Below are 24930 nucleotides of genomic sequence, written 5' to 3'. Positions count from 1 at the left end.
CTTATCCTGTAGCTGATGTAAAAAGCGGTAAGGTTTATTATACCTCAAGTTCTAAAACATGGATAACCTCATTTTTCAAATACTCATGGAAAGATTCTGATAGAATGTAGTTACCATTACAAGAATAGTACTAGAATTCAACAACTAAAGGGAGATCTTTATGACTACAATAGGTTTAATTCGCCATGGAAGTACCGCGTGGAATAAAGAAGGCAGAGCGCAAGGGCATACGGATAATCCATTGGATGCTGAGGGTGTGCAGCAGGCGGTTCTTCTTGCTGAACGGCTCAGCACTGAACAATGGGACTATTTATATTCGAGTGATCTGCTTAGAGCGCGACAAACAGCAGAGGTAATTGCAACAAGGCTTGGCATGGAGATCGCCGGTTTAGTGCCAGGTATCCGTGAGATGAACGCAGGGCAGATTGAAGGTACTACGGAACAAGATCGCGTGGAACGATGGGGAAGTGAGTGGAAGAAGTTAGATTTGGGACTGGAAAGTCCCGAGGCTAGTGAGATCAGAGGCAGTCAGGCCATCGAAGATATCGCGGAGAAACATCCGGGCAGTCGTATATTGGTCGTTAGCCATGGTGCGATTTTACGGAGTAGTCTTAGAAGACTTTTTCCAGAACTGAATGTAACTGTTTTGCTCAGTAATACATCTATCACCCGGATTATTAAATCCGATTCGACATGGAATTGTGAACTATACAATTGTGCACGGCATTTGAAGATATAATTAGTGTTCAGATAATGTTCAGAGCATTTTAATATTGTAATTGCTCAGATAGTTAATCATTTTTGTAGTCAGAAGGATGTGCGAATTTAAGGTGGCAGAGGTCCAGATTTACTTACAAACGTTATTCTCCATTCTCATCGCAGCAGCGGCCGGTTATTTAGTGCTAAGACTTTACCGGGATATTTCATCTAAAACGCCTCAAAAAAGAGCGATTCATACCGGTCTTTCCGTGATCATTATCGTCGCCTCCCTATGGATCATGCACCAGCTAGGTGTAGAAACCTTACTGGGAAATGAAGTGGCCGAAGATGGGGTTATTATACCGCTGGTGGTCTATAGTCTTACGATAGCCCTATGTATGTTTTTACTTACACGCATGAATCTAGTATTGGCTGAAAGAGAGCAATTGAAAGAGCTGGCGTATAAGGATGCTTTAACGGGGTTATTGAATAAGAATGGAATGGATCATTTTTGGGATCGATGCAAAGTAAATGAGCAGCTTGCCGTGTTATTTCTGGATCTGAATCGTTTCAAATCGATCAATGACAGCTTGGGACATCATGTGGGGGACTTATTGCTACAAGAAGTGGGTAAAAACCTAATTCAATTCTCCAGCAAAAGAAAACGCCATATTTTCCGCGTGGGCGGGGATGAATTTGTGATTGTCGCCAAAGGTAGCACTCAGAAGGAAGCGGAGCAGCTTGCTGTGCGGATTCTGGAGAAGACGACTAAGAGTTACCAGCTTGGCGAGCATAACTTGTTCGTATCCATGAGTATAGGGATCAGCATAAGTCATGGTAAGGTGGATCATTTTAGGCTGCTAAATGAAGCAGATACAGCGATGTACGCTGCCAAACAGCTTGGTACGGGGCGTTACTCCGTTTATAAGAATTAGAATGAGTTGGTATAAAATACAAGCGGCAGCCATGGATCTTTACAATAGGTCCTAGACTACCGCTATTTTTATTGGACTAACTATTCTCTTTGAAATGAAATTATGCGCCAGGCGAATGAATGCTGTTAGTCACATCCTTGCGGCCTTTCATGAGGAACAAGCAGACAAGAGCAACTGCCATACTAATCGCCGCCACGTAGAACAGGATCGAGTAATCAAAGATATCAATCATAAGTCCGAGTAGTGGAGGCGAACTGATGGCCGCAAGGGAAGAGACGAGATAATACATCCCTGTTCTTGTACCAATACTCTCTTCTGTCCCTGTTGCCACAACATAAGGATAGGAATTGATATTAATACAAGCCCAGAAGACTCCACCTAGCAACAGTAACCCTCGAAGGAGCAATAAGTCCTTTGCAAAACCGACGAGAGCAAAAATGGTCATTAATCCGCATACGCCGATGATGATCATTTTTTTCTTCCCGAATCTTCCGCCCAGCCAACCGCTCGGAATGGCGAATAGCACAAAAGCCAAAGAGAAGAAAGTGAGCGAGAAAGAGGCCGCCTGTTCGCTTAGGCCGAGATGATGTTTGCCATATAAGGTAAACAGTGTCTCAACGCCTTGATATGCTACGAACCAGAAGAAAATCGCCGCTAGCAAAAATACTGTGGTACGGTCAAGCTGACTTCGAAAGGAAATACGAGAGGGCTTGGTGGCAGTAGCTGCTTCTGAAGGAAGCTTCATTTGCACGTTTACGCCGTCCCGATTTTCTTTAATGAAGCGTGATACGATAAACATACATAATAAGGTAATCAGTCCAGCTACGATAAACGGAAGTGCTGGATTGGATTTATACAGGATCGAACCTACACCAAAAGCGAGAATAGAACCGAACCCACCCATGAAATTAATCAGCCCGTTGGCCTTTGTACGCTGCTCTTCTGGCGTAATGTCCGGCATAAGGGCGACGGTTGGTGAACGGTATAAGCTCATGGCCAGATTCATTAGCATCATAAACAACAGAAGTGTAAATAGTCCGGTATGAAACGGAATCAGCATGGTTAGCACGGCAGCGAAAGGCATACCGATCATAAGATAAGGCATTCTGCGTCCAAAACGCGAGGTAGTGCGGTCACTACGGTTGCCAATCCAAGGCTGCAGGAATAAGGCAAAGTAATTATCAATCGTCATCAAGAAGCTGATAAGTGCCACACTATGTACGTATTTTTCTAGAAAAAAGGGTACAAATGCGTTATACAGACTCCACGTAATGCTGATGCTGAAGAAGCCGAATCCGAGCAACCAGACTTTTTTCACACAGTCACACTCCCTTATTATTTAGCTAGAAGCCCAGCCAGCACATCTGGATGATCTGTAATAATACCTGACACTCCAGCTTCGATTAAAGCCTTCATACGCTCTGGATCATTAACAGTCCAAGGATGATAAGCGATGCCATGCTTAGCGGCTTCTTCGACGAATTCAGGAAGCACCGCTTGATGATAAGCATGTAGTGCGTTTGCGCCAAGCGTAGCTGCATAATCCCAAGGACGGTACAGACCTTCCCCGTATAGAATTCCTGTCTTGATCTCAGGTGCGATCGTTTTACTGTGAGCTAATGAATAATGGTTAAAGCTTGAAAAAATCACGCGATCGCTCATCTTGAACTCCCGTACAGCCGCGATAACCTTTTCCTCCATACCCGGGTAAAAGAAAGTACCATTCTTAAACTCGATGTTCAGTACTGTATCTCGACCTTGCAGCAGATCTAACAAATCTTCTAGCAAGGGGAGTTTCTCGCCTTTGAACTCGGGACTGAACCAAGAGCCCGCGTCCACTTCCAGAATTTCTGCAAGGGTTTTATCCTTCACATAGCCGCTTCCGCTTGTCGTACGGTTTAGGGTTTCATCATGAATAAGAACAAGCCCGCCATCCTTGGTCATTTGTACATCGGTTTCAATCCCGGTTGCACCTAACTCAAGACCTTTGCGGAACGCTGCCATAGTATTTTCCGGACACACTGCCGATGCGCCGCGATGCGCAAAATTAACGATGTTTCTCATAAGATATTAATCCCTCCAATTTAGTGGTTGCTATCGCCCTGTAGATGAGGACTACTTTTCATATTCCACACGAAGACAAGAAACCCTGTCTAGAAATACTGACAGGGCTCTATTTCTTGAAATTTAACATACAGTTAACCTTACAGCAATTCTAGCTTCAATGATTCATAGTGCCATAAGGGATCCGTTCCAGCAGACCTGATCCATAGATGTTTTGCAGCTTCAGCTCTGGCATATGAATATAACCGATATAACAGTCGCATACCTTCATTCGGCAGGCTCTTACAGCGGATAGACCTTCCAAGCCATCGCGGTAGAGATTGCCAATGACACCTCTGTCCTTATAGCAGCGTTTCACCAGTCCAGCGCCTTGTACATAAAAGACTTCATTTCCAGCGTTGCAGGTTTGACCAAGACTCTCGTAATCCATAGCATTCACAGCAAAATGCGGATCAATTTTGCTCAGAATGGAAAGATCATCGGCAGTATAGTAATCCGGTTTATCTTTATAAGCATTGACCCATAGATATACACGCTCCGGTAATGCTGCGCGGAGCGAGGCTATAGCAGGAAAGGCGCTGTGGATCCCAACGCACCCTACACTGAAAGGCATATTATTCTCATACAAGGTCATGTATTGCGTTAGAAACTTATCCTCGCTCACCTGTCCGGGGTGATAAGTAGCCCAAAAGGCAGCCTTGTTTCGATTCAGCTTATGAATGAAGTCAAGATTTGCTGAAAGGTTCGTCTGAATCGCTACCTTCTCCACATGCTCCATATTGGAGAGCGAGATCATCGCTTCTTTGTACCAGCGATGAATCAGCCCTTCGCCATAAGGATTGAAAAAGATAGACAGCCGATGGCCCGCTGTACCTTGCAGAGAGGCCCACTCGACAAAGGTTTCCAATCCTTGTCGATCCTTCGCAAGAGTGGCTGCGCTGTCTCTTGTTTTGCCGAAAGGACAGTAGGGGCAGTCATAGTTGCAGGAGGTGAGAGACCCACGGTAGTAGAGGACCGCATTCATGGCAATACGAACCTTTCCATCTGCTCTCGTATCTCTCCTGAAATAAACCAATCACCGATGGAATCGGAGTAGCCCATGCCTTCAGTAGTGAGGCGTAATACTCCATCTTCTTCTTTCCCTAAGCCGGTATGAAGCAGGTTAGACAGTTCAGGATAATCACTCCAGAGTGAACTTTCGAAGCGCAGACTATAATCTTCAAGCCTCAGACCTTCACTATGTAAAATCGCCTTTAGAATAAAGCGGCGCTTCTGTTCTTCCAGACTTAGCACAATTCCGTAATCTGCCGTATCGTAACGATCTGCACTGACGTAATCGGCAATAATGCTCTCGGTTGCTTTACGGCTCACCCCATAACGGGAAGCGTAATGCACATTGCGGGTATAGGACCTAGCCCCGCAGCCTAGCCCGACCATTCCTTCTTCCTGGCAGCTGTAGTCAAGAATGCGTTTATCCGTTCCTGCGGTTTCCTTGGCGAAACGACGCATGGAATATTGGCGATAACCTCTGGCTTTAAGCAGTTGCCCAGCGGCCTTGTAGCAGTCTAGGCGAATATCCTCCTGACGCTGGATATCCCCTGGCTTTACGATGGTATGCTCACGGGTATAGAGCGGATAAATAAAGATTTCCTCAGGATCATAGCTAAGCGTCTGATTTAGCGAATACAGCCAAGAGTCGACGGACTGCCCCGGAAGACCATAGATCAGATCCAAATTTAGAATGGGAAAATCATACTTTCCCAGCAGCTCTAATGCGCGATACACCTCATCCGGATTTTGTGGGCGATAGATGGCCGCCGATTCAGCCGCGACAAAGCTTTGAATGCCCATGCTGACCCGATCCACCGTATATTCTTTTAGAATATTCAGCTTCTCTTCGGTGATCGTCTCCGGTGAAGTTTCCACTGAGATGGAGGCTGAGCTCGTATCCAGGCCCATCGTATCAACGGCAATGTGGAACAAGCGGCGAAGTTGATCTGCCGCCAGTAATGTAGGCGTACCCCCACCAATCGCGAAACGGGCATACGGCTTATGTTTGGTGAACGCAGCCCACTGCTTAGCTTGACGTTCTAGCGCATCTACGTATGTAGCGTGAACATTCGCGCGTTTATCAGGCAAGGTGAACAGGTTGCAGAATCCACAGCGAGCACCGCAAAACGGGATATGCATATATAGAAAAAAAGATTCTGCAGGCTCATCTCGCCATAAGGATTCTAGTGGTATCGGAGGCTGTAGATCCCTGTAAGCTGTTTTGTGTGGATAGGAATACAGATAAGATCGGTAAGGGTTAGCAGTAATATTGTCTTTCCACCCGTGAAGCTCTTCTAAAGAGAAGGACGATAACGTCATAACAGTTCTCCATCCTTTCCTTTTATAAAATAAATTCCCGATAAGGGACGTTCCATACGGTCTCGTGAGCCAAGCGATGCCCCTGATAGCCATCTTCGCCAAAAGCGGTTCCATGATCAGAAAACGCCAGACAGAAGGTAGGATTACTGCGTTCCCGGAAGGCATCGAATAATCGGCCCAGTTCACCATCCACATAGCGGAGTGCAGCGCGCTGGCTGTCTACGGAGTCCTTTTTAGCACCGGGTATAAAATAATGGCTCGGTCCGTGGATGGCTGAGACATTGAGGAACATGAACAATCTTTGTTCGCCCGGAGTATCCTTCAACAGCTTCAAGGCATGATTCACCTGATGCTCTGTGGAACGCGGATTGGTGACCCCGAACGTCATCCGCCAGTAGCTTTGCTGGAAATAGCTTGGTAACACACGAGCGAGTGGATTTTTTTTGGTGAAAAAAATAACGCCCCCAATACAAACCGTACGGTAGCCCTCGGCAGCAAGCCCGGATACGATATCGGGTGTATCGAACAGCCAGGTATGGGGATGCGTCTTCATTCCGGTGTTTCGGGAATGGAACATTCGGATATGTTCCGTCTTATCCGTTGTGGCTGGAGTAGGCAAAAAACCGCCGAAGAAGGCGTGATGAGCCGCATAGGTAAAGCTGCCTGGGGTATGTCTTTTCTCCCATGATCCGGTTCCGCACAAGTTCGGGCAGTTTGATTCTTCCATAACAGCAGCATCATAACGAAGCGTGTCGAGTGTGATCATAAGAATGTCATGAGTGCCGACGATGGTGTTCATATCCATTAAGATAATCCTTCCTTTATAAGCGGTGTGGAGGGAGGTGTGATATAGTCTCTAGCCGACAATACCTTCATTTCCCATTCGTAGGTGCTGCAGCCGCGGTATTTCACATCGTACAGCAAGTCGCCAAATGGATTGACGTCCGCGACAAAACATTGCTGTGAACCCTCGGAGACGAGTACATCGATTCCGGCTACCCCGGAACGGGGAAAAGCAGCCAGTGCTTGCACAGCGGTATTCCGCACCTGCTCCTGTACGGATTCAGACAGACCGGCTTCCGAAAGAGACATCCGCTGGTTGCGTAAATGCAGATTCGTAATTGGTGTAGGGCTGACCCGAGCCACCGCGTGGCAGGCCTCGCGGAGAACGACTAGCTGGCGAATATCGAATGCTTTTCCCTTAAGCCCCGCTTTAGGGATCCATTGCTCAGCATAAGCCCCGTGCCGGTAGATCCAGTTCATAATTCCCGAGATTGTGGCGGTATCCGTGTACCGTCGCAGTTTACCGGAATTATAGTAAATGGGTGGTCGAGTGATGTAATCCTCGACCCCCACTGTTGTTAAGGCGATTTCGGCCCCCGTCACAGGATGGATTTGATAGGCGATCACTCCAGAAGCGGCAGAACCAAAGGCCAGCTTAATGAATACCCGGTGCATGCGCCTGGATAACATCATCTCCCGGAGAGAGTCATAATCCGTAGGCTGCTGATCTTCGCCTACTGGGCGAGGGATTGGAATCCCTGCCTCGCTCAGAATCTGTTGTGTCTGGCGTTTATCGGTCATGGCCGCAATGTCAGTAGGGTCATTTAACCACAGCGAACCTGGACACGCGGTGTTGGCCTCTCGCTGTAGTCTAGCCAGCATTCGGCAGTAGCCACGGAACCATTGTGATGGATGATGCAGGACACCTTGCATTTCCTTCAATTGACGGGCTACCTTCACGCGGAGTGGTCGCGGATCAGGCCTATTGGCGAAGGGATGAAGGGAATCATCCATATCATCCGAATCCGGTGCACCCAGAGCGATAATGGCTCGTTCTATCTCGAAGCAGCTGCCAGGCGATTCCAGTCTCAGTAGCGGAGGAGCTGCACTGAGATCTACTCCGTTATAAACGGAGGACTGACGGGGTATCTGTTTCTTCTGCTCTTCCATAAGATCGCCTAACGATCTTCCTTGCAGAAACTCAGCGTACGATAAAATAATGGCAGGGGGCATTCCAAGATCGGAACGCGCTTGCTGGATGCCGCTAGTCCGTTTATCACCGGGAATACCGATAACGATCATCGGCCTCATGAGAGGCTCACTCTGTGATGGAAGGATAACGCCAGTCTTCCTCATCATCGCTTTCCTGCTTGTCGCTAACATCAACAGGCAATCCACTTTGCTTCCAGCGGCTAATCATCTCGTCAGACATATAATGATGGCTTAGGTTTAATGCTTTTAATTTTTTGATTCTGTCGCTGGCTAGAAGCAATTCCGCCCCCTCATCGCTTAGGGTACCGAGTGATAGATCGAGCGTATCTAGCTGATCCAGAATAGGCGCATTTGCTACTGCACCGGCGATTTCATCTTGTATTTCGCTATTTTTTAATCCCAGATAGGTAAGTTTAGGGAACTTTCCTACTTCTATAAGAGGTAAAATATCTGCGAGGCTTCCGTCAAAGCCGTAGTTATCTACGCCAAGATATAGTTCCAGCTTGTGTAAATTTGGCAATTGGCTGGCTGCAATATTTTCAAGTACGGCTTTACTTAAGCCGCCACTAATAATTATCAGTTCCTCCAGCTTGTCATGCTTTAGCTCTGATAGGCTCAGCTCATTCGCACCTTGAATCGTGAGTGACTGTAGCTCTGGAAAAGCGGGGAGCAGCGGCGATAGATCGCTTTGGGTAATCCAAGAAATCTCGCATTCCTCATAGCCCATCTCGCCTATGAAAAGCTTGCGCAAAGCAGGGAAGCTAGCACTATGCGTAACCAGTGACTCTACAACTTCTTCTGAACTATTTTCGTAGGCTTGCCCCCAATCACCGATAATTAGACTTGTCAGCGAAGAACTTTCAGGGCTGTTACTAAGTTTCTCAATTTCAGTGCCAATTCTTTGGCCTTCTTCGAATTCGTCGTATCCGATACTAAGCTTTACTTCCGTCATGGGCATTCCCTCCCGGAAAAATTTAACTTCGAAAATACCCTATCATCTGTAGCCGAGGGAGTCAAATCACAGGTTTAAATAATTATAGTCAAATTCGTCATGTCATTGAGCTAATCATTTATGGTAGGTTTATGCTAGGGAGAATTACATTATTTTGAAATATAAGAAAGTATACGTTTCAAACTATATTTTATCCTTATATTTCTCGCTAAACGCTTACCGTCCTTATAAGGACGCCGAAGGCGATTATACTGGAAGGAGCTGCTCTGATGAAGATCAAAATTCAGGAATGGATAATAGAAGCGGATATTGCAAAGCTGCAAGCGGCTATGGAAGCAGGCGTAGTCAGCTCAGAAGATTTGGTAGTAGCCTATTTGGAACGGATTCATAAGTACGATATAGACATAAACGCAATCTTAGAAATCAATCCAGAGGCTAAAGACATCGCTAGAGCACTGGATATTGAACGTAGGGAACAAGGAAGTCGGGGAAGTCTACACGGTATTCCTATATTGTTGAAGGATAATATAGATACCGCGGATAAAATGCATACGAGTGCCGGGTCAATAGCTTTAGCAGGATCATTCGCGGCAAAAGATTCCTTCGTAGCTGCGAAACTTCGGTCGGCAGGAGCTGTTTTGCTTGGAAAGGCGAATATGTCGGAGTGGTCTAACTTTATGTCTAGTTCAATGCCAGCTGGGTATAGCTCCCGGGGAGGGCTAGTGCTGAATCCTTACGGGCCTGGGAGCGTATTTGTCAGCGGATCTAGTTCTGGACCTGCGGCAGCTATTGCGGCGAATTTGGCAGCAGCCTCGATCGGAACGGAAACCGCGGGATCCATTGTTGGGCCTGCCTGTCAGCATGCTCTCGTCGGGATCAAACCAACGGTCGGATTAGTCAGTCGTACTGGAGTGATTCCTATTTCAGTTAGCCAAGACACGCCTGGACCTATTGCTAAGACGGTTACGGATGCGGCGATTATTTTGGGGTCATTAACGGGAGTAGATGACAAGGATGAAGCAACAATATCGAGCGAGAAGCATGCTTTTGCGGACTATACTCCTTTTTTAGATAAAAGCTTTATACGGCAAGCAAGAATAGGTATCCCACGGCATTATTATAACCATTTAGATGCAGAGCGACTTTCAATTATGGAAGCAGCAATCCAGACTTTGAAGAATGAAGGGGCTACGATTATAGATCCGGTGACGCTTTACGTTGAACAACAAAACTGGAATAATGATGTGATCTGTTATGAATTTAAAAAGGGGCTCAATGCGTATTTATCTGGGGTAGATGATTCCGTTCCGATTCACTCTTTGCAAGAACTGATAGCGTATAATGAGATCCATGCTGAAATCGCATTACAATATGGGCAAGACACATTAACTAGGTCAGAGGAAGTAACTTTAACCGAAGAAGAATATCAGCAAAAGAAACAAGAATACAGAAAGCTAGCGCTCGAGCAAGGAATAGATTACGTGTTGGAACAATATAGTTTGGATGCATTATTACTGCCAGGTGATGTAGATGGTATGTATATTGCGGCACGCTTGGGGTATCCGTTAATTACCGTTCCGGCAGGGTATGTAGAACAGGGCATTATTGATGCTGATGGTGATCCTACTCGGGGGCCCTTTGGTGTAGTTTTTTCCGGAAAAGCCTATAGTGAGCCTACGCTCCTATCCATAGCCTATGGGTTTGAACAAGCTACACAGCATCGTGTTCCACCGCAACTGGATTAGGTATTGACTACTTTATTATAGAAGGAAGAGATCAGCTTGAAATATTGTCTTGAATGTGGAACGGCGTTAGTAATGAAAGAAAGCGATGGGGAAGGGCAGGTACCTTATTGTAATGCATGCGAAATGTTCCGATTCCCTATTTTTAGCACGGCGATCAGTACAGCAGTATTAAATCGGGATATGAATAAGATTCTATTGATCCAGCAGTATAACCGACCAGATTATATATTGCTTGCAGGGTACGTGAACAAAGGTGAAGATGCGGAAACCACACTTATTCGTGAGGTAAAAGAAGAGGTAGGAATTGATATTGTAGCTTATGAATATATGCGCAGCTTGTATTTCGCACCTTCTAATACGCTGATGCTGAATTTTATAGGTGTTGCAGATACGGAGGACTTAAGTCAGGTGAGTGCTGAGGTAGATCATGCAGAATGGTTTACTTTGGAAGAGGCCGTCAGTGCTATTAAAAAGAATAGTCTAGCCGAAACCTTCCTGTTGGCGATTATTGAAAAATTGCATGCAGATCAGGTACAGGTAAATCCAGTGTCGGTAGGAGGAACAATGTAAGATGATAGTATATAGCTTTCAGCTGAGAAGATAAGTTTGACGATGCCGATGGAGCAAGAGATTCTTGAGCGGAGGTAAAACAATGTTTAATCAAGAGAAAAGAACAATGACGACCGAAAGATTGATTTTGAGACCCTTTGAATTATCTGATGCAAAACGTGTCTCTGACCTCTGCAATAATTATAATATCTACAAAAGTACGTTGACTCTACCTTATCCATACACTATCGAATGTGCAATATCATGGATTGAAGCTCATGAAGAGAATTTTATCAATAATATGTATTATGAGTTTGCGATTACTGATAAAAGTACAAACGAGCTTTATGGAGCTATAGGACTGACAAATAAGCAAGCACACAGAAATGGTGAAGTTGGATATTGGATCGGTGAGGAATATTGGGGGAAAGGGTACGCGACTGAAGCGACAAAAACGATCATTGCGTTTGCTTTCTCAGATAAGCATTATCATAAAGTCTTTGCTAGACACTTTGCTTCAAATCCCGCCTCTGGGAAGGTGATGCAAAAATGTGGCATGGTGGAGGAAGGCATATTCATGCAGCATATCTATAAAGAAAATAAATATGATGACCTTATTCATTATGGAATTATTAACTCTGAAGGTTAAGCTACATGAAGTGAAATTTAAAGTTTTTACAAGCTAATAGAACAAAAAGGAGCCGAGTGGCTCCTTTTTGCTGTGCAGTAAGGGCTATACAAATTGTTACATGGATTTATTGCGATAGGTGCGCGGCGTTGTGCCGACGATCTTTTTAAAAGCACGACCAAAATAGGAGAAACTGTTAAAACCCACGGCTTCCGAGATTTCTGTGATCGGCATGCTAGTATTTGTGAGCAGCCGCTTGGCGTGGTGAATCCGTGTTTGGATTAGAAAATCGGTTATAGTCAGACCAATCGTTTTTTTGAACAAATGACACAGATAATACGGATTGATATATAAATCCTGTGCAAGCTTTTCGAGCGAAATATCAGCGGTGAAGTTTTTGGATAAATATTTTACCGCTTCTTCGATTTTAACATTAATTGTATTTCTCTCAATGGGCTCAAGACCATGCTCTTCTCCGCTAAACACAAGGCGGTGTATTTCAAGCAGCATCTCATTGAGGTAAATTCGCATAGCCAAAAAGTCACCAGTATTCAGCTTTACATATTCTTCTTGCAGTCGATCTAGGAGATATTCGAAATGACGCAGACGTTCACCGCTCATTCGTATATGCCTATGCTGGTTTCTGCGGTCAAACATACCGAGAAATCGTTGCTGAATTTCAGAATCCAGGAGTTCAGGGAGAAAGTGGATGGCGGTACGTGTGCTGGGCACTTGCAACTTAGGAGAACTTTTATGAGATTCTAGGGAGCTTATCAGAATCAAGTCGTTGCCTTCAAGCGGATAGATATTTTCTTCTATTAAAAAATAACCAGTGCCTTCGTGAAAAATATAGATCTCAAATCCGGCATGGGAATGGAAGTTCATGTAAAAAGTTTGTTCAGTTTCTCTATACTTCATATGAATGGGTAGTTCTTGCAATTTATTGTTCACGAAAACGTCAGTCGATTGGTAAGTTCGGTCTTCCATACTCCACTCCTCCTGTATTAGAATGCGCTTTCATACATCATATAGGCTCGTAATCAATAAAGCAATATCGGTATGGTTTTACGCAATTCATCGAGAGAATTGCATCCGTTTTCATAATATACTTGGATTCAGGCCGCTAATAGCGCCGTTGGGAGGTGGCGATATATTGTATGGCGGTATTCAACCAGAGGAGTGGAATTAAAGAAATGATTATTGAAATAAATGAACAAATAAGACATGCTGCTGATCGTGTGTATCGATATATGACGGAAAGCAGATCTACCGATTGGGGAATGAACATCAATGAATGGGACTGGGTCCCTGGTGTAGGTACGATGGCATTGCTGCATTATTACGAGAAGACGGGAAACCAGGAAGTTCTTGATTATTTAATTAGATGGGTCGAAAGAAATCAAGAAAAAGCAGGACGTATGAAAGTTATTAATTCGATGGCGCCGTTCGCCATTTTTCCCAGGCTGTATGAATTAACCAAAGAAACCTATTATTTGGACCAAGCGAAACAAATCTCTCAGTGGATGGTACGAGAGGCCCCGAGAACGCGAGAAGGTGCATTTGAGCATACCGTCACGGAGAAAGGTAGCTTCCCAGAGCAGGTATGGGCAGATACAATGTTTATGGCTGTACTACTGCTTGCCCGCACAGCCAAATTAACGCAAGATTCGGATCTTGCAAAACAGGCTTTGGAGCAGGTCAGCTTGCATATGCGGTTGCTGCAGGACGAAGTGACCGGGGTTCTATTCCACGGCTGGAACAGTGCCGAGAGAAATCATTTATCCGCTGCCAGATGGACGCGGGCGAATGCATGGGTTTGTATAGCCGTACCTGAAATCTTGCAGGACATCGTAGGACTAGTCACAATCCCGTCTGATATAAGGTCTAGCTACAAGCGCATGATGGATGGCTTAATCAAATACCAAAGCAGCAACGGTCTATGGCACACGGTAATGGACCGGACAGACTTTTACCAAGAAACGTCGGGAAGCGCGGGTATTGCCTGCGGAATACTGCTGGCTATCCGTACAGGTCTGTTGGAAGAAACCTATGGAGTACACGTGTTAAAAGCTTTAAAGGGTGTTTTGGGATGTATTAATACTGCCGGAGAAGTAAGCAGTGTTTCCGGAGGTACACCGATCATGCCGACCATCGAGGCGTATCAAACGATTGAGCGTATACCGACCTTGTATGGTCAAGGGCTTGTGTTGATGCTCTTTTCGGAGTGCTTCGGAAATGAGTAAACGAAAGCTATTTTTTGTTCTGGAGGGTTAGGTATGAACTTACAAAAGTCAGCGTCACCTCTGACCAGCCCCCGAAAGGGATCGGTATTGCGCAGCATGTATCGCTATCGCAGGTTGTATGTGCTCGCGCTTCCCGGCATCATATATTTTATTATTTTTCATTATGTGCCAATGTGGGGCGTGTTGATCGCGTTTCAAGATTACAGTCCGTTTCAGGGTTTTTTCGGAAGTGATTGGGTCGGGTTTAAACATTTTATTGACTTCTTTCAAGGGGACAATTTTATCAGGTTGCTAAGTAATACACTCGTGATCAGTGTGCTGAAGCTTATCTTTTTCTTTCCTGCACCGATTGTACTGGCGCTTTTACTGAATGAGGTTCGGAATGCACTTTACAAGCGATGGGTGCAAACGATCGTCTATTTACCTCACTTCTTATCGTGGGTCATCGTCATTGGGATCTATTCACTGATGTTTTCTTCAACAGGCTTCGTCAATGAGCTTGTAGTCATGCTCGGAGGAACGGTCAAGAATTGGATGATGATGCCTGAGCTATTTAAAATAACCATCGTACTTCAAAATATCTGGAAGGAAACAGGGTGGGGAACGATCATCTTTCTCGCTGCACTAAGCAGCGTATCACCTGAACTCTATGAAGCAGCGGTAATGGATGGAGCAAGCCGCTGGCGTCAGTTGTGGAACATCACGCTTCCTTCGATCCGCCCAACCATCATCATGATGCTGTTACTGCAGCTTGGCCATATTCTTAATGTCGGCTTCGAGCAAATCTTCTTGATGCTGAATCCGCTCGTTATGGATGTTGGTGATGTATTTCCTACTTTTGTGTACCGTGAGGGTATTCTTCAAGGGGACTTCAGCTTTGCCTCAGCGGCGGGTTTGTTCAACTCTCTGGTAGGACTCATCTTAATTCTGGGTGCAAACAAGCTGACCAAAAAACTGGGTGAAGAAGGAATATTCTAAAGAGGTGAAATTATGAGATTCAAAAGAACCCTTGGCGAAAGATTGTTTGACCGCTTGAACTATGTACTACTTGCTCTTGTGTCGGCTGCCATGTTGCTACCCTTTGTCAATGTGCTTGCTTCTTCGCTTTCTACCGGGGTTGGGCTGAGCAGAGGGGGTCTTGTTCTCTGGCCGCGTGGCTGGTCACTGGAGGCATACAGCTATATTTTCAAACAAGGGGATTTAATTCGGGCTTTGGGCGTTACCATCTTTATCACCGTAGTAGGAACAGCGCTAAATCTAATCGTTACATTTACGCTCGCGTATGCACTATCGAAATCGCATTTGCCGTTCCGTAATCCGATGCTTATGATGGTGTTCTTTACTACGCTGTTCAGTGGCGGGATGATTCCAACATTTATTCTAGTTAAAGATCTGGGGATGCTGGACAGTCTTTGGTCGCTTATCATTCCCGGAGCGGCAAGTGCATTTAACATCATTATCGTAAAATCATTCATGCAGACGATTCCAGATGGGCTCGAAGAGTCAGCGACGATTGACGGATGTACGGAATTCGGTACCTTTTTCCGCATTGTGATTCCTGTGTCTATGCCAATCATAGCGACCATGATCCTGTTTTACGCCGTCGGACATTGGAATGAATTTTTTCAAGCGATATTGTATATCAACAACCCACTCAAATGGCCTATGCAAGTGTTCTTGCGCCAAGTGCTTCTGGTATTGAGTTCATCGGAGCTTAACGCTTCCATGATTGATCAGGATCAAATGATGCAGCTGGCTGAACCTATCAAAATGGCGATGATTATTGTGGCTACAGCACCGATTGTTATTGTTTATCCTTTTTTACAAAAGTATTTCGTGAAGGGTGTCATGATCGGTTCAATCAAAGGGTAGATTTCCCCTCGATAATTAAAGTAAGCGATTTATTCCAAGGAGGAATATCAAATGAAAATGCTGTCTAGAAAAAATGTTTATACCTGCTTCACTGCCCTGATTGGGGGAACGCTCGTCTTGTCTGGCTGTGGCAATTCGAAGGGAGGTAGTTCTGAGGGGACTGCCAATGCTCCATCCAAGCCAGTGCCAATTGAGTTCTCGATGAACGTGAACACTGTTCCAGATGTTAATAACAATGAGGGAATCAAATGGTTGAATGAAAAGTTCAATATGGATCTAAAATTCACACCGATTCCAAACTCTAATTTTAAGGAAAAATTCAATGCGATGGTCGCTTCTGGCTCGATGCCTGATGTATTTACCTTTAATTTCGATGCAACTGCGATCAAGCTCATCAAGCAAGGAGCCGTCGCTCCGCTCGACGAGTACATTTCGGAGTACCCGAATTTGAAATATACCCAGCTTCATTATGATAATGTCAGCTATGATGGGAAGGTTTACGGTATTCCTATTGCACGTTCATTGCTCGCTGCTCCAAACGCGCCGCTGATCCGCCAAGATTGGCTGGATAAATTGAACTTGCCTGTTCCGAAGACATTGGATGAGCTGTACGCTACCATGCAGGCGATGACAAATAATGACCCGGACGGCAACGGGAAGAAGGATACGTATGGGCTGCAGCTTGGTGAAATTACTGGTCGAGCAGGCGATTTCAATGGACGGGAATTTTGGGGAACAGGCGACCTGTTATACAGTTTCGGTCTTGACGGCTCGGGCTGGGTGCTGAAGGATGGTCAGCTTGTTATGAACGAAACACTGCCTGAATATAAAGTTTATCTGGATTGGCTGAAAAAAGCTGTCAGCGAAGGCTTGGTTGATCCTGATTTCGTCTTGAACCAAGCGAATGAGGCACAGGATAAATTTTTCAAAAACGGAAAAGGCGGAATTGCCTTCGACTTTGTTTCGATGATCCGTAATTTTACTTCGACCGTTCCAGTGACTACACCTGGGGCTAAGCTAACTGCATTTGAACCTCCGGTTGGACCTAATGGCGAAAGCGGAGTTGTATCTGGTCCGGGTAATGTCGGTGTCATCTTTATCAGTGCTGAGGCCGCGAAAGATAAGAATAAAGTGAAGACGATTCTGCAATGGCTTGACTACGGTCCGTCCACGGAAAATGGTTATGTTGTAGACGGTGTACAGAAATACAACAAATTGCAAAACTATGGGCTTGATGGCGTTACCTTCAAAACGAATAGTGACGGCAGTGTTGAAGTGACCGATAAGGATAAGCTGAAAAAACTTGGAGGCGGATATATTTTGCCAACTCAAGCACTTCCGAATCCGGAGAACACGAACTATACAAAAGATTCGGATGATCCTGAAACATTGGCACTGGAAATCGCTGCTAACGATATTTTGCTAAAGCATCTGAAAGTAAGCCCCATCGCCGGACTTCATTCCCCTACAGAACAAAACACTCCGGATATGTACATGGATCTTGTAAAAGCCAAAGTGAAATACGTCATGAGTCAATTGAGCTCTGAGGAATGGGACAACGCGCTTAAATCGTTCATGGACAAAGATGGTACAAAAGTGACGCAAGAATTTAATGAATCACTGAAAAACGCTAAAAAATAAAGCTTCTCCCCCGGTTTCCGGGGGATATTTTCAAATTATCCTTTGTAAAGGAAGGGCAAGACATATGATGAATTCATCAATCCAACAGGTCTACAAAGATGTTGTAGAGAAGCAGTGGAAGGATTTCGACAAGCAGTGGCTTGCACTTAAGACTAGGAGAGGCCCAACCTACAATTATCATACTAATGTGCGCGACGCAGAGGTTCATATGATTCGTGAATCGTTTTATTTCGCCTTATCTTTACTAGACCGCCAAGATGAGGGCGATGCCGAACTTGCGGCGCAAATGATCGGTCGTCTGCTCGACTTCCAGGAGCTAGATAGAGAACACCCTTATTACGGAATTTGGCCTTATTATATGGAAGAATCAGTCGCCGATATGGCCTCTCCTGATTGCAATTGGGCTGACTTCTGTGGGAAAGCGCTCATTCAGGCCTATGTGGATCATGGCGATAAGTTGCCGGCTGAACTACAGGGTCCAATTAAGAATTCACTGGAGGCAGCTGCTGAGTTAATTAAAGAGCGCAATGTATTACCCTCGTATACGAATATTTGTATTATGGGGACTTACGTAGCACTGCTTGCAGGGGAACTGCTCGACAACAAGGACTTGTTCACTTACGGACGGAGTAAATTGAAGCTTCTGCATGAATATTGCACACTGCATGGTGCATTTACGGAGTACAATAGTCCGACTTATACCATTGTAGCGATTGAAGATTTGTCACTTATGCTCAGACATATACGGGATACAGCCAGTTTAGAAATGATCCGTGAACTGCATGACATGGCGTGGGCTTCCATCGCCGAACATTATCATAGCACTACTGGACAATGGGCAGGACCCCATAGCCGATCATACGAAACGCTGCAAGGCAACGGATTATTGTCATTCTTACAGCTTGCAGGGCAGGGACGTCTCCATTTCTTGGATGAGGATGAGCTGGAGATCAGCGCGCTTTGGGTACGTGTCGGGTTAAATATGCCGGAACAATATGTGTCTTATTTTAAGGAGTCACGCGCAGCTTCATACTCGGAAAAGGTGATAGTTAAAGGAGCTATTCCGGTAGTTGCATCTTCTTACCTGACGCCTGAATTAGCTCTTGGTTCTTTTAACCATTGTGATCTGTGGAATCAGCGCAGACCACTGACCGCGTACTGGGGAGAGAGAGGGCATGCTTCCAGCCTGCGTTTCCGCTGTCTTCATGACCAATATGATTTTAGTTCTGGATTGCTACACACGGTTCAGCATCGTGGTATGCTGCTTGGCATCGCTCATTTCTGTGCGGATCATGGTGACAAACATTTTGTCTTGGACCCTATTCATGGAGTGGTGAAAGCTACCTCCTTACTCTTTCGATTTGAATTCGGTGGAGAACGAAGTCAGCTGGTGATGCCGGAGCAGATAGAAGCGGGCAAACCGCTGTTAATCCGTTCTCCATATGTAACGATTGGGCTTGTGTTTGATGATTACCGTTTTGGAGCTTATATACCGCAGCTTCGCGTGATAGAAGAAGAAACAACAACTTCTCTGGAAATCATCCTATATGAAGGAGCGATTAAGGAGTTAAAGTTAACCGAACTAAAGGAAGCACATCTTGCGTTCGGATTAGTGGTTGAAAATGCGAATGGTTCAGAGGAAGAAATACTTGCTAAGCTTGCCGGTATAAGTATGGTAAACAAAGATGGGCAGTTACAGCTTACTTATGAGGATCCGTGCAAAAAGTTGAAATTACAGGTACCAACCGGGGTATTGCCATTCCGTCAAACGATGGAGCAGGCTGCTGGAAGGATAGGAATTAAGATCGAAGCGGGAGCGCCGATATGGTCGGTGTAAAAGGAGGAGCAGCTTCACGCTCGCTCCGACAAAAACATGTAAGAGTAACTATTAAGGTGTGGGAGGTCAACTATGAAGGATAGATTGAAACGAAACCCAAGCAAACGGTGGTACTCGCTGGTACTCACCATACTGTTCACAATCACTGCCGGTAGTCCGGCAGTGAAAGCTGTCGGGCTAACGACCATGACACCGGACACACCGATCTATTACGATAGGGTAGACAATGTCTATCCTAATTTGGCCAGAAGTGAAGTAATGCTGGACTTTTTTGAACAGAACCTCATTGCCAATCAACAGCCTGATGGACGTTTTGACAATTATCCGCAAAAAGTATATGTCACAGGAGATACCTTAACCGCAGGAAACGTTACAGATAATTACGGTTTTGAGTCCGGTGCATCTGGCATAGCGGAATGCTGGAGTATTATTGACGAAGCCGAAGGAGCAGAAGAACAGGTAAGTGTCACTTGGCAACAGGATGTTTCGGCGGCTCTGGAGGGTAAGAGTTACTTTAAAATGACAGCGCATTCATTTGGCGGTGCTGCGCTCGTACAGCATATAAGTAATCCGCTACATGTTTTGGTGGACTACATAAATCCCGCTGACGTAACGCTAAAGCCTGGCAGCCTGATGATTTTCAGCGCTTTCTATAAAGCGGATCAGGTTATGACAACACCACAAGGTCAGGGGATTTACGGCAAAGTCACATTTGTGGATCAGGGTGGTACCCCGATTGGAGACCCTTATGTGTTCAATGCTGCATCCAGTGCGGTAGACTGGCAAGAGATTCGCGGGCTTGTGACGGTTCCTCCACAGCAGCCTGCTGGCATTATTGTGCAAGTAGGCTTGGATGAGAGTAAAGGAACCGTAATGTGGGATGGTGTCCGTCTGATGCGTGTGAACACATCGGTTGGAAGCGATCAGATTCCATATGCAACGAAAGGAACAGCAGCAGTTCCGAACGCCGGATTTGAATCGTCTGTTTCATGGACGCCGGTGACAGAAAGCGGATCGGTGGATTCCATAACACCGTCGGTCGCTGGAGGTTATAGTGGAAAGGGTGGCCGAATTGTGTCCTCATCCACCTCGGCTGTCGCTCTTCTGAGCAATACGCTGTCCGCATCTGGTAACGGGACGCGGCAGTTTGGTGGGGATTATCGCATTTTCAACGTGAAGTACAAAACAGAACCGGGTTTTACCTCTACCGAAGAACATGGCGTAGAAGCTCGTCTTATCTATCTTAATCAAAGGAAGGAGCAAATCGGCAGCCAGAGCTTTTATGGAGATCCGACAGGGGGAGAGTGGAAGGGGATCAATGGCGTCTTCGATACTCCATATCCGGTTTATTATGTGCGGATCGAACTGCGGAGCAATCATGCCCAAGGCAAGGTAGTCTTTGATAATGTCTCATACATTGGTGTAGATCAACAGGCCAGCAGTACGGAGGCTGGCTTCGGTACGATAGGGATGCTCGCTTTCAACTGGGTCCGCGGCGGTAAAACAGACGAGGTGCTTGCCAAACGTGCTAGAGACGGACTTGATTTTTATTTAAACAATAGAGTCACAGCAATCGATAATATTGCTAATGCAAGCAAGTTAATGCCCGGTCAGGCTAACAGTGGGACAGCTTATGTTCCATACAGCGTAAGTGGTGCTACAACAGGGGCGGATTATCCAACGACAGCCTTTGGTCTGCATAACTTGGCTACTGCTATCGAGTATGGAGACGACTTGTTTACGCCACAGCAAATGGAGGATGCCAAGGAGAAAGCTTTGTCAATGTGGAAATGGCTCACTCGGGTAAGCCAATTCAATACACAGCAGTCTATGAACCAATCACTTGTCGCTTTGTTAGGTGGGATTCAGATGGCGAACCTGATCCAGGATGATGCGTTGAAAAGAGAAATTCGCGATTATTATGCCGCAGGCATCGACGGCACAAATCTCCCGATAGCGTCTGGTGGCATGCGCAAGGCCGCGCGGCAAAATATAGATGGTTATGATATTTTTTACGAGGTTAATGGATTTGACGTGAGTTATGCGGGCGTTTCGTTAAGCGACTTAGCCGGTATTATGCAGGCTCTTCCCTATCAGGATGCTGGTTATGGTGATGTGAAGGAACTGCTATATCAGGATGGCTTGGAAATGGCGAACTATTTCAACATGCGTATGTCCGCGGATGGGTGGATTTTTGCGGGATCGCGGCATAACGAGGGCGGCAGCTCAGCTTATAATATGGGGAACTTTTCAGGGCTTTCGTACTGGGGTCATGCACTGCAAGTGGATCTCGGTCGTTTTTTGATCAAATCGTTCGGCTCTCCTGTAATGTCATACGGGGATACAGCCAATTTGGGACATCTAGCGGTACATGGTCCGCTGCAAATGTACGAAACAATCAAGCAATATCCATGGGATCGTACTCAGCAGCAGAAGCTGGAAGATAGCAGCATGCGCAAAGGAGAGGTATCGGTTTATTTTAAATCCGATTCCAAGCAGCCGCTTAATATTTCTGTATCCGGCACCGATTTCATGGAGAGCCTGCACGATACCGGAAAGGATGATCCCGATAAACTAGGCTTCCCAAAAATCGATCGAGTGAACGGTTGGTATGCAAAAGGGGCTGACGGAAACTGGAAATACGATGATATCAAACAGCTTACAGTGAGTTATGAGCTTCCCTCTTATTATGTACACCAAGATGAAGGTACGACAGCGAATGAAGTTAATTTGACGAAGCAATATTACATCACCGACGGCAAATCGTTATATAACCTTTTAGCGGTCCGGTTCGGGTCTGCTCAAAGCTATTTATCACTTGGTGAACTGATCGGCTTGCCATATATGTCTGTACCGAATCGGGTGTATATTCCGGGGGAGAATGAGCTTGATCGGATTCGTATTAATGGTCTTTACGGCACGGACGGTACGCCACTGCTTGATTTAGCTCAGGATAGCGGTTCTGTATCAGCACCTGCTTTTGTGGCGGGGACGGCCAGAATTACCGGATTCCCGATGTTGAAGGCGGATAATGCACCCGCTGGAGGAGCAGCAAAGCCGACATGGTTATCCATTGCAGATGAGGGGGCGCTAAGCGCAGGATTTGTTACTGCACACGGAAAAATTATGGATGATTTATATTCAAAAGCGTTATGGGATCCAACGAATGTTCGTTCATCCGCGAACAACGGAAATATCGTTCAGTTCGCCAACAGCGACAAGATTACTGTTCAAGTAACGGACAGTACACTTCCTGTATCCTATAAAGAAGGAGACTGGGTCTACTTCGTTAGTAAAATCGAGCCTAATGCAGAGGCGTCCGGTTTTACAGTCAAATCGGTTGCGAAGTATACAGGACGAACGGACGTACTTCGTGTATTGATGATTGAAGATGAAGGGATGCAACTGGTGTTGTATGACGGGCACTCCCTGTTTATTGATAAAGGGGGGAAAGCAGCTTTAATTGATGGTCATCTCGTTCAAGGATCAGACTTGTCTTTGCTTAGGGGACAACTAGACCGTTCATTAGGAGACGATCCAGAACAATTTTCATATATATTAGATTTGAACGGGGACGGCCAAATTGATGCTGATGATTTGGAATTAATGTCAGTGAATCAACTTCAGACAGAGTAGTATCAAAAAAAGGAAGAAGCCGCGAGGACTTCTTCCTTTTCAAATTATTTAAGCTTATATACACGAGCTTCATAAGGACGAAGCTGAATTGTGTTTATTTCTTCTTCTGGATTTACTTCGTAGTTGGCAATAAGCAATTCCTTCGCTTGGAATTTCACAGTAGAAGGAAGTTCGAAGGTTGCAGGCTCTCCAAAGAAATTCAATACAACCAGTAGCTGTTCTTCTCCAAGAGTACGCAGATAAGCATATACCTGCTCATTCTCCTCGGCCAAGATAGTATAGTTTCCGTATACGATAATCTCATGCTGCTTACGCAGTTCAATTAGCTTCTTATAGTAGTGGAAAATAGAATCGGGATCAGCCAGTGCCTTATCTACGTTGATATCTTTATAGTTAGGGTTCACAGCCAACCACGGAGTGCCGGTAGTGAAGCCAGCCTGCGGTTCCGAGTTCCATTGCATCGGCGTACGGCCATTGTCCCGGCCTTTGATGTAAATGGAATTCATAATTTTTTCTTCCGAGTGTCCGGCAGCCAAGTATTCCTTATACATATTTACAATTTCAATATCCTTATAGTCATCGATGGAAGCAAATTGTACATTTGTCATGCCGATTTCTTCACCTTGATAGATGTAAGGTGTACCTTGGAGCGTGTGAAGCAGTGTTGCTAGCATTTTGCCAGACTCTTTCGGGAACAGCTTATCATCTCCAAAGCGTGATAGCATACGCGGCTGATCATGGTTGTTCATATACAGGCTATTCCAACCCTTACCGTCGAGTGCGACTTGCCACTTGGAAATAATGGACTTAATGTCCGCCAGCTTCCAAGGTTGTACATTCCATTTACCTCCAGGACCGGAATCGACGTCCATGAGCTCGAAATGGAATACCATGTTCAGCTCATTACGATCCTCGGAAACATACAGTGAAGCTTCTTCTGGAGTAACATTAACAGCTTCGCCCACTGTCATGATATCGTACTTGGATAGCACCTCACGGTTCATTTCCTGCATATACTCATGTACGCGTGGACCGTTAACGAAATAGTCTCCACCGAAGTGGTACGCAGGCTGTTCTCCGTTACTTTCCCCAGAAACGCTAGGTAATTCCGGTACCTTGGAGATCAGGTTGATTACATCCATGCGGAATCCGTCAATTCCTTTATCCAGCCACCAGGTCATCATATCGTAGATTTCCTTGCGGAGCTTTGGATTGTCCCAATTTAAATCCGGTTGTTTACGGGAGAAGAGATGGAGGTAATATTCCTCCGATTTCTCATCGTATTCCCAAGCTGATCCACTGAAGAAGGAGCCCCAGTCGTTCGGCGGCTGGCCGTCTTTTCCAGGACGCCAGATATAATAATCACGATAAGGATTATCCTGCGATTTGCGGGACTCAACGAACCAGGCATGCTCATCTGAGGAATGGTTGACCACAAGGTCCATAATCAGCTTCATGCCACGGCTGTGAAGACCAGCAAGCAGTTCCTCCCAATCGGAGAGCGTTCCGAAATCATCCATAATACTTTGATAATTACTGATATCATAACCGTTATCGTCATTAGGCGACTGGTACACTGGGCACAGCCACACCACGTTGACACCAAGATGATTTAAATAATCGAGTTTCGAAATAATCCCTTGCAGATCACCAATACCATCCCCGTTACTGTCTTTAAAGCTGCGGGGGTAAATTTGATACACTACGCTTTCTTTCCACCATTTTTTATCCAAGGTTGTAATCTCCTATCTCTATATAGACTTA

General features: G+C 45.5%; 20 protein-coding genes. 11 read left to right on the top strand and 9 right to left on the bottom strand.

The genetic code is table 11. The annotated features are described in order from the left end of the window. Positions 1-160 precede the first annotated feature (160 nt). Complete coding sequence (locus ACWNM1_RS08790; protein ID WP_042185403.1) at positions 161-739, top strand: histidine phosphatase family protein; 579 nt, start codon at positions 161-163, stop codon at positions 737-739. 76 nt (positions 740-815) lie between these two features. Continuing rightward, complete coding sequence (locus ACWNM1_RS08785; protein ID WP_449600695.1) at positions 816-1634, top strand: diguanylate cyclase domain-containing protein; 819 nt, start codon at positions 816-818, stop codon at positions 1632-1634. A 100-nt stretch (positions 1635-1734) separates the two neighbouring features. Here ACWNM1_RS08785 and ACWNM1_RS08780 read toward each other — a convergent pair whose 3' ends face one another. The 7 genes from ACWNM1_RS08780 to ACWNM1_RS08750 form a co-directional block, all read right to left on the bottom strand. After that, on the bottom strand, positions 1735-2952 hold the full coding sequence (locus ACWNM1_RS08780) for an SLC45 family MFS transporter (RefSeq protein WP_076283990.1): 1218 nt from the start codon (positions 2950-2952) through the stop codon (positions 1735-1737). A 17-nt stretch (positions 2953-2969) separates the two neighbouring features. Further along, positions 2970-3698, bottom strand: a complete 729-nt coding sequence (locus ACWNM1_RS08775) for a glycerophosphodiester phosphodiesterase (protein WP_449600694.1) — start codon at positions 3696-3698, stop codon at positions 2970-2972. A 157-nt stretch (positions 3699-3855) separates the two neighbouring features. Then, a complete protein-coding gene (locus ACWNM1_RS08770; protein WP_449600693.1) occupies positions 3856-4722 on the bottom strand; it encodes an STM4011 family radical SAM protein in 867 nt (288 codons plus the stop codon). Further along, positions 4719-6068: an STM4012 family radical SAM protein gene (locus ACWNM1_RS08765; protein ID WP_449600692.1), complete on the bottom strand. Its 1350-nt coding sequence runs from the start codon at positions 6066-6068 to the stop codon at positions 4719-4721. Before ACWNM1_RS08765 ends, ACWNM1_RS08770 begins: the two co-directional genes overlap by 4 nt. 22 nt (positions 6069-6090) lie before the next feature. Further along, complete coding sequence (locus tag ACWNM1_RS08760) at positions 6091-6873, bottom strand: STM4013/SEN3800 family hydrolase (protein ID WP_449600691.1); 783 nt, start codon at positions 6871-6873, stop codon at positions 6091-6093. Continuing rightward, positions 6873-8210: an STM4014 family protein gene (locus tag ACWNM1_RS08755; RefSeq protein WP_449600690.1), complete on the bottom strand. Its 1338-nt coding sequence runs from the start codon at positions 8208-8210 to the stop codon at positions 6873-6875. The genes ACWNM1_RS08760 and ACWNM1_RS08755 overlap by 1 nt, the downstream gene beginning before the upstream one ends. Further along, the gene (locus tag ACWNM1_RS08750; RefSeq protein WP_449600689.1) at positions 8170-9015 is read right to left on the bottom strand and encodes an STM4015 family protein; all 846 of its coding nucleotides are present in this window, start codon (positions 9013-9015) and stop codon (positions 8170-8172) included. The genes ACWNM1_RS08755 and ACWNM1_RS08750 overlap by 41 nt, the downstream gene beginning before the upstream one ends. Positions 9016-9284: 269 nt before the next feature. On the opposite strand from ACWNM1_RS08750, the gene ACWNM1_RS08745 reads away from it, so the two are divergent. From ACWNM1_RS08745 to ACWNM1_RS08735, 3 genes are all read left to right on the top strand, one after another. Beyond that, a complete protein-coding gene (locus ACWNM1_RS08745; protein WP_449600688.1) occupies positions 9285-10760 on the top strand; it encodes an amidase family protein in 1476 nt (491 codons plus the stop codon). A gap of 36 nt (positions 10761-10796) precedes the next feature. Continuing rightward, positions 10797-11330: an NAD(+) diphosphatase gene (locus ACWNM1_RS08740; protein ID WP_449600687.1), complete on the top strand. Its 534-nt coding sequence runs from the start codon at positions 10797-10799 to the stop codon at positions 11328-11330. A gap of 82 nt (positions 11331-11412) precedes the next feature. Next, positions 11413-11958 carry a GNAT family N-acetyltransferase gene (locus ACWNM1_RS08735; protein WP_449600686.1) on the top strand — a complete coding sequence of 182 codons (546 nt, stop codon included), beginning with the start codon at positions 11413-11415 and terminating at the stop codon, positions 11956-11958. 96 nt (positions 11959-12054) lie between these two features. Here ACWNM1_RS08735 and ACWNM1_RS08730 read toward each other — a convergent pair whose 3' ends face one another. Further along, a complete protein-coding gene (locus tag ACWNM1_RS08730) occupies positions 12055-12924 on the bottom strand; it encodes an AraC family transcriptional regulator (protein WP_449600685.1) in 870 nt (289 codons plus the stop codon). Between the two features lie 170 nt (positions 12925-13094). On the opposite strand from ACWNM1_RS08730, the gene ACWNM1_RS08725 reads away from it, so the two are divergent. From ACWNM1_RS08725 to ACWNM1_RS08700, 6 genes are all read left to right on the top strand, one after another. Next, positions 13095-14180: a glycoside hydrolase family 88/105 protein gene (locus ACWNM1_RS08725; protein WP_449600684.1), complete on the top strand. Its 1086-nt coding sequence runs from the start codon at positions 13095-13097 to the stop codon at positions 14178-14180. 33 nt (positions 14181-14213) lie between these two features. Beyond that, positions 14214-15158, top strand: coding sequence for an ABC transporter permease (locus ACWNM1_RS08720; protein WP_449600683.1), 945 nt, complete (start codon positions 14214-14216; stop codon positions 15156-15158). A 12-nt stretch (positions 15159-15170) separates the two neighbouring features. Beyond that, positions 15171-16052 (top strand): carbohydrate ABC transporter permease, encoded by an 882-nt coding sequence (locus ACWNM1_RS08715; RefSeq protein WP_036680390.1) that lies wholly within the window; start codon positions 15171-15173, stop codon positions 16050-16052. A gap of 51 nt (positions 16053-16103) precedes the next feature. Continuing rightward, the gene (locus ACWNM1_RS08710) at positions 16104-17693 is read left to right on the top strand and encodes an extracellular solute-binding protein (protein ID WP_449600682.1); all 1590 of its coding nucleotides are present in this window, start codon (positions 16104-16106) and stop codon (positions 17691-17693) included. 64 nt (positions 17694-17757) lie between these two features. Continuing rightward, positions 17758-19530, top strand: a complete 1773-nt coding sequence (locus tag ACWNM1_RS08705; RefSeq protein WP_449600681.1) for a hypothetical protein — start codon at positions 17758-17760, stop codon at positions 19528-19530. Positions 19531-19602: 72 nt separating this feature from the next. Continuing rightward, complete coding sequence (locus ACWNM1_RS08700; protein WP_449600680.1) at positions 19603-23166, top strand: hypothetical protein; 3564 nt, start codon at positions 19603-19605, stop codon at positions 23164-23166. Between the two features lie 44 nt (positions 23167-23210). Here ACWNM1_RS08700 and ACWNM1_RS08695 read toward each other — a convergent pair whose 3' ends face one another. Further along, on the bottom strand, positions 23211-24899 hold the full coding sequence (locus ACWNM1_RS08695; RefSeq protein ID WP_449600679.1) for a glycoside hydrolase family 13 protein: 1689 nt from the start codon (positions 24897-24899) through the stop codon (positions 23211-23213). Positions 24900-24930: the final 31 nt, after the last annotated feature.

The sequence above is a fragment of the Paenibacillus sp. Marseille-Q9583 genome, from assembly GCF_976954365.1.
The sequence above is the reverse complement of the archived record's forward strand: the minus strand, read 5'-3'. Positions and strand labels throughout refer to the sequence as shown.

Excerpts from the sequence above, each read along its gene's own strand:
- ACWNM1_RS08790 (WP_042185403.1), top strand. The coding sequence starts at position 161 with ATGACTACAATAGGTTTAATTCGCCATGGAAGTACCGCGTGGAATAAA.
- ACWNM1_RS08785 (WP_449600695.1), top strand. The coding sequence starts at position 816 with ATGTGCGAATTTAAGGTGGCAGAGGTCCAGATTTACTTACAAACGTTA.
- ACWNM1_RS08775 (WP_449600694.1), bottom strand. The coding sequence starts at position 3,698 with ATGAGAAACATCGTTAATTTTGCGCATCGCGGCGCATCGGCAGTGTGT.
- ACWNM1_RS08770 (WP_449600693.1), bottom strand. The coding sequence starts at position 4,722 with ATGAATGCGGTCCTCTACTACCGTGGGTCTCTCACCTCCTGCAACTAT.
- ACWNM1_RS08765 (WP_449600692.1), bottom strand. The coding sequence starts at position 6,068 with ATGACGTTATCGTCCTTCTCTTTAGAAGAGCTTCACGGGTGGAAAGAC.
- ACWNM1_RS08760 (WP_449600691.1), bottom strand. The coding sequence starts at position 6,873 with ATGGATATGAACACCATCGTCGGCACTCATGACATTCTTATGATCACA.
- ACWNM1_RS08755 (WP_449600690.1), bottom strand. The coding sequence starts at position 8,210 with ATGATGAGGAAGACTGGCGTTATCCTTCCATCACAGAGTGAGCCTCTC.
- ACWNM1_RS08750 (WP_449600689.1), bottom strand. The coding sequence starts at position 9,015 with ATGACGGAAGTAAAGCTTAGTATCGGATACGACGAATTCGAAGAAGGC.
- ACWNM1_RS08745 (WP_449600688.1), top strand. The coding sequence starts at position 9,285 with ATGAAGATCAAAATTCAGGAATGGATAATAGAAGCGGATATTGCAAAG.
- ACWNM1_RS08735 (WP_449600686.1), top strand. The coding sequence starts at position 11,413 with ATGTTTAATCAAGAGAAAAGAACAATGACGACCGAAAGATTGATTTTG.
- ACWNM1_RS08730 (WP_449600685.1), bottom strand. The coding sequence starts at position 12,924 with ATGGAAGACCGAACTTACCAATCGACTGACGTTTTCGTGAACAATAAA.
- ACWNM1_RS08725 (WP_449600684.1), top strand. The coding sequence starts at position 13,095 with ATGGCGGTATTCAACCAGAGGAGTGGAATTAAAGAAATGATTATTGAA.
- ACWNM1_RS08720 (WP_449600683.1), top strand. The coding sequence starts at position 14,214 with ATGAACTTACAAAAGTCAGCGTCACCTCTGACCAGCCCCCGAAAGGGA.
- ACWNM1_RS08715 (WP_036680390.1), top strand. The coding sequence starts at position 15,171 with ATGAGATTCAAAAGAACCCTTGGCGAAAGATTGTTTGACCGCTTGAAC.
- ACWNM1_RS08710 (WP_449600682.1), top strand. The coding sequence starts at position 16,104 with ATGAAAATGCTGTCTAGAAAAAATGTTTATACCTGCTTCACTGCCCTG.
- ACWNM1_RS08705 (WP_449600681.1), top strand. The coding sequence starts at position 17,758 with ATGATGAATTCATCAATCCAACAGGTCTACAAAGATGTTGTAGAGAAG.
- ACWNM1_RS08700 (WP_449600680.1), top strand. The coding sequence starts at position 19,603 with ATGAAGGATAGATTGAAACGAAACCCAAGCAAACGGTGGTACTCGCTG.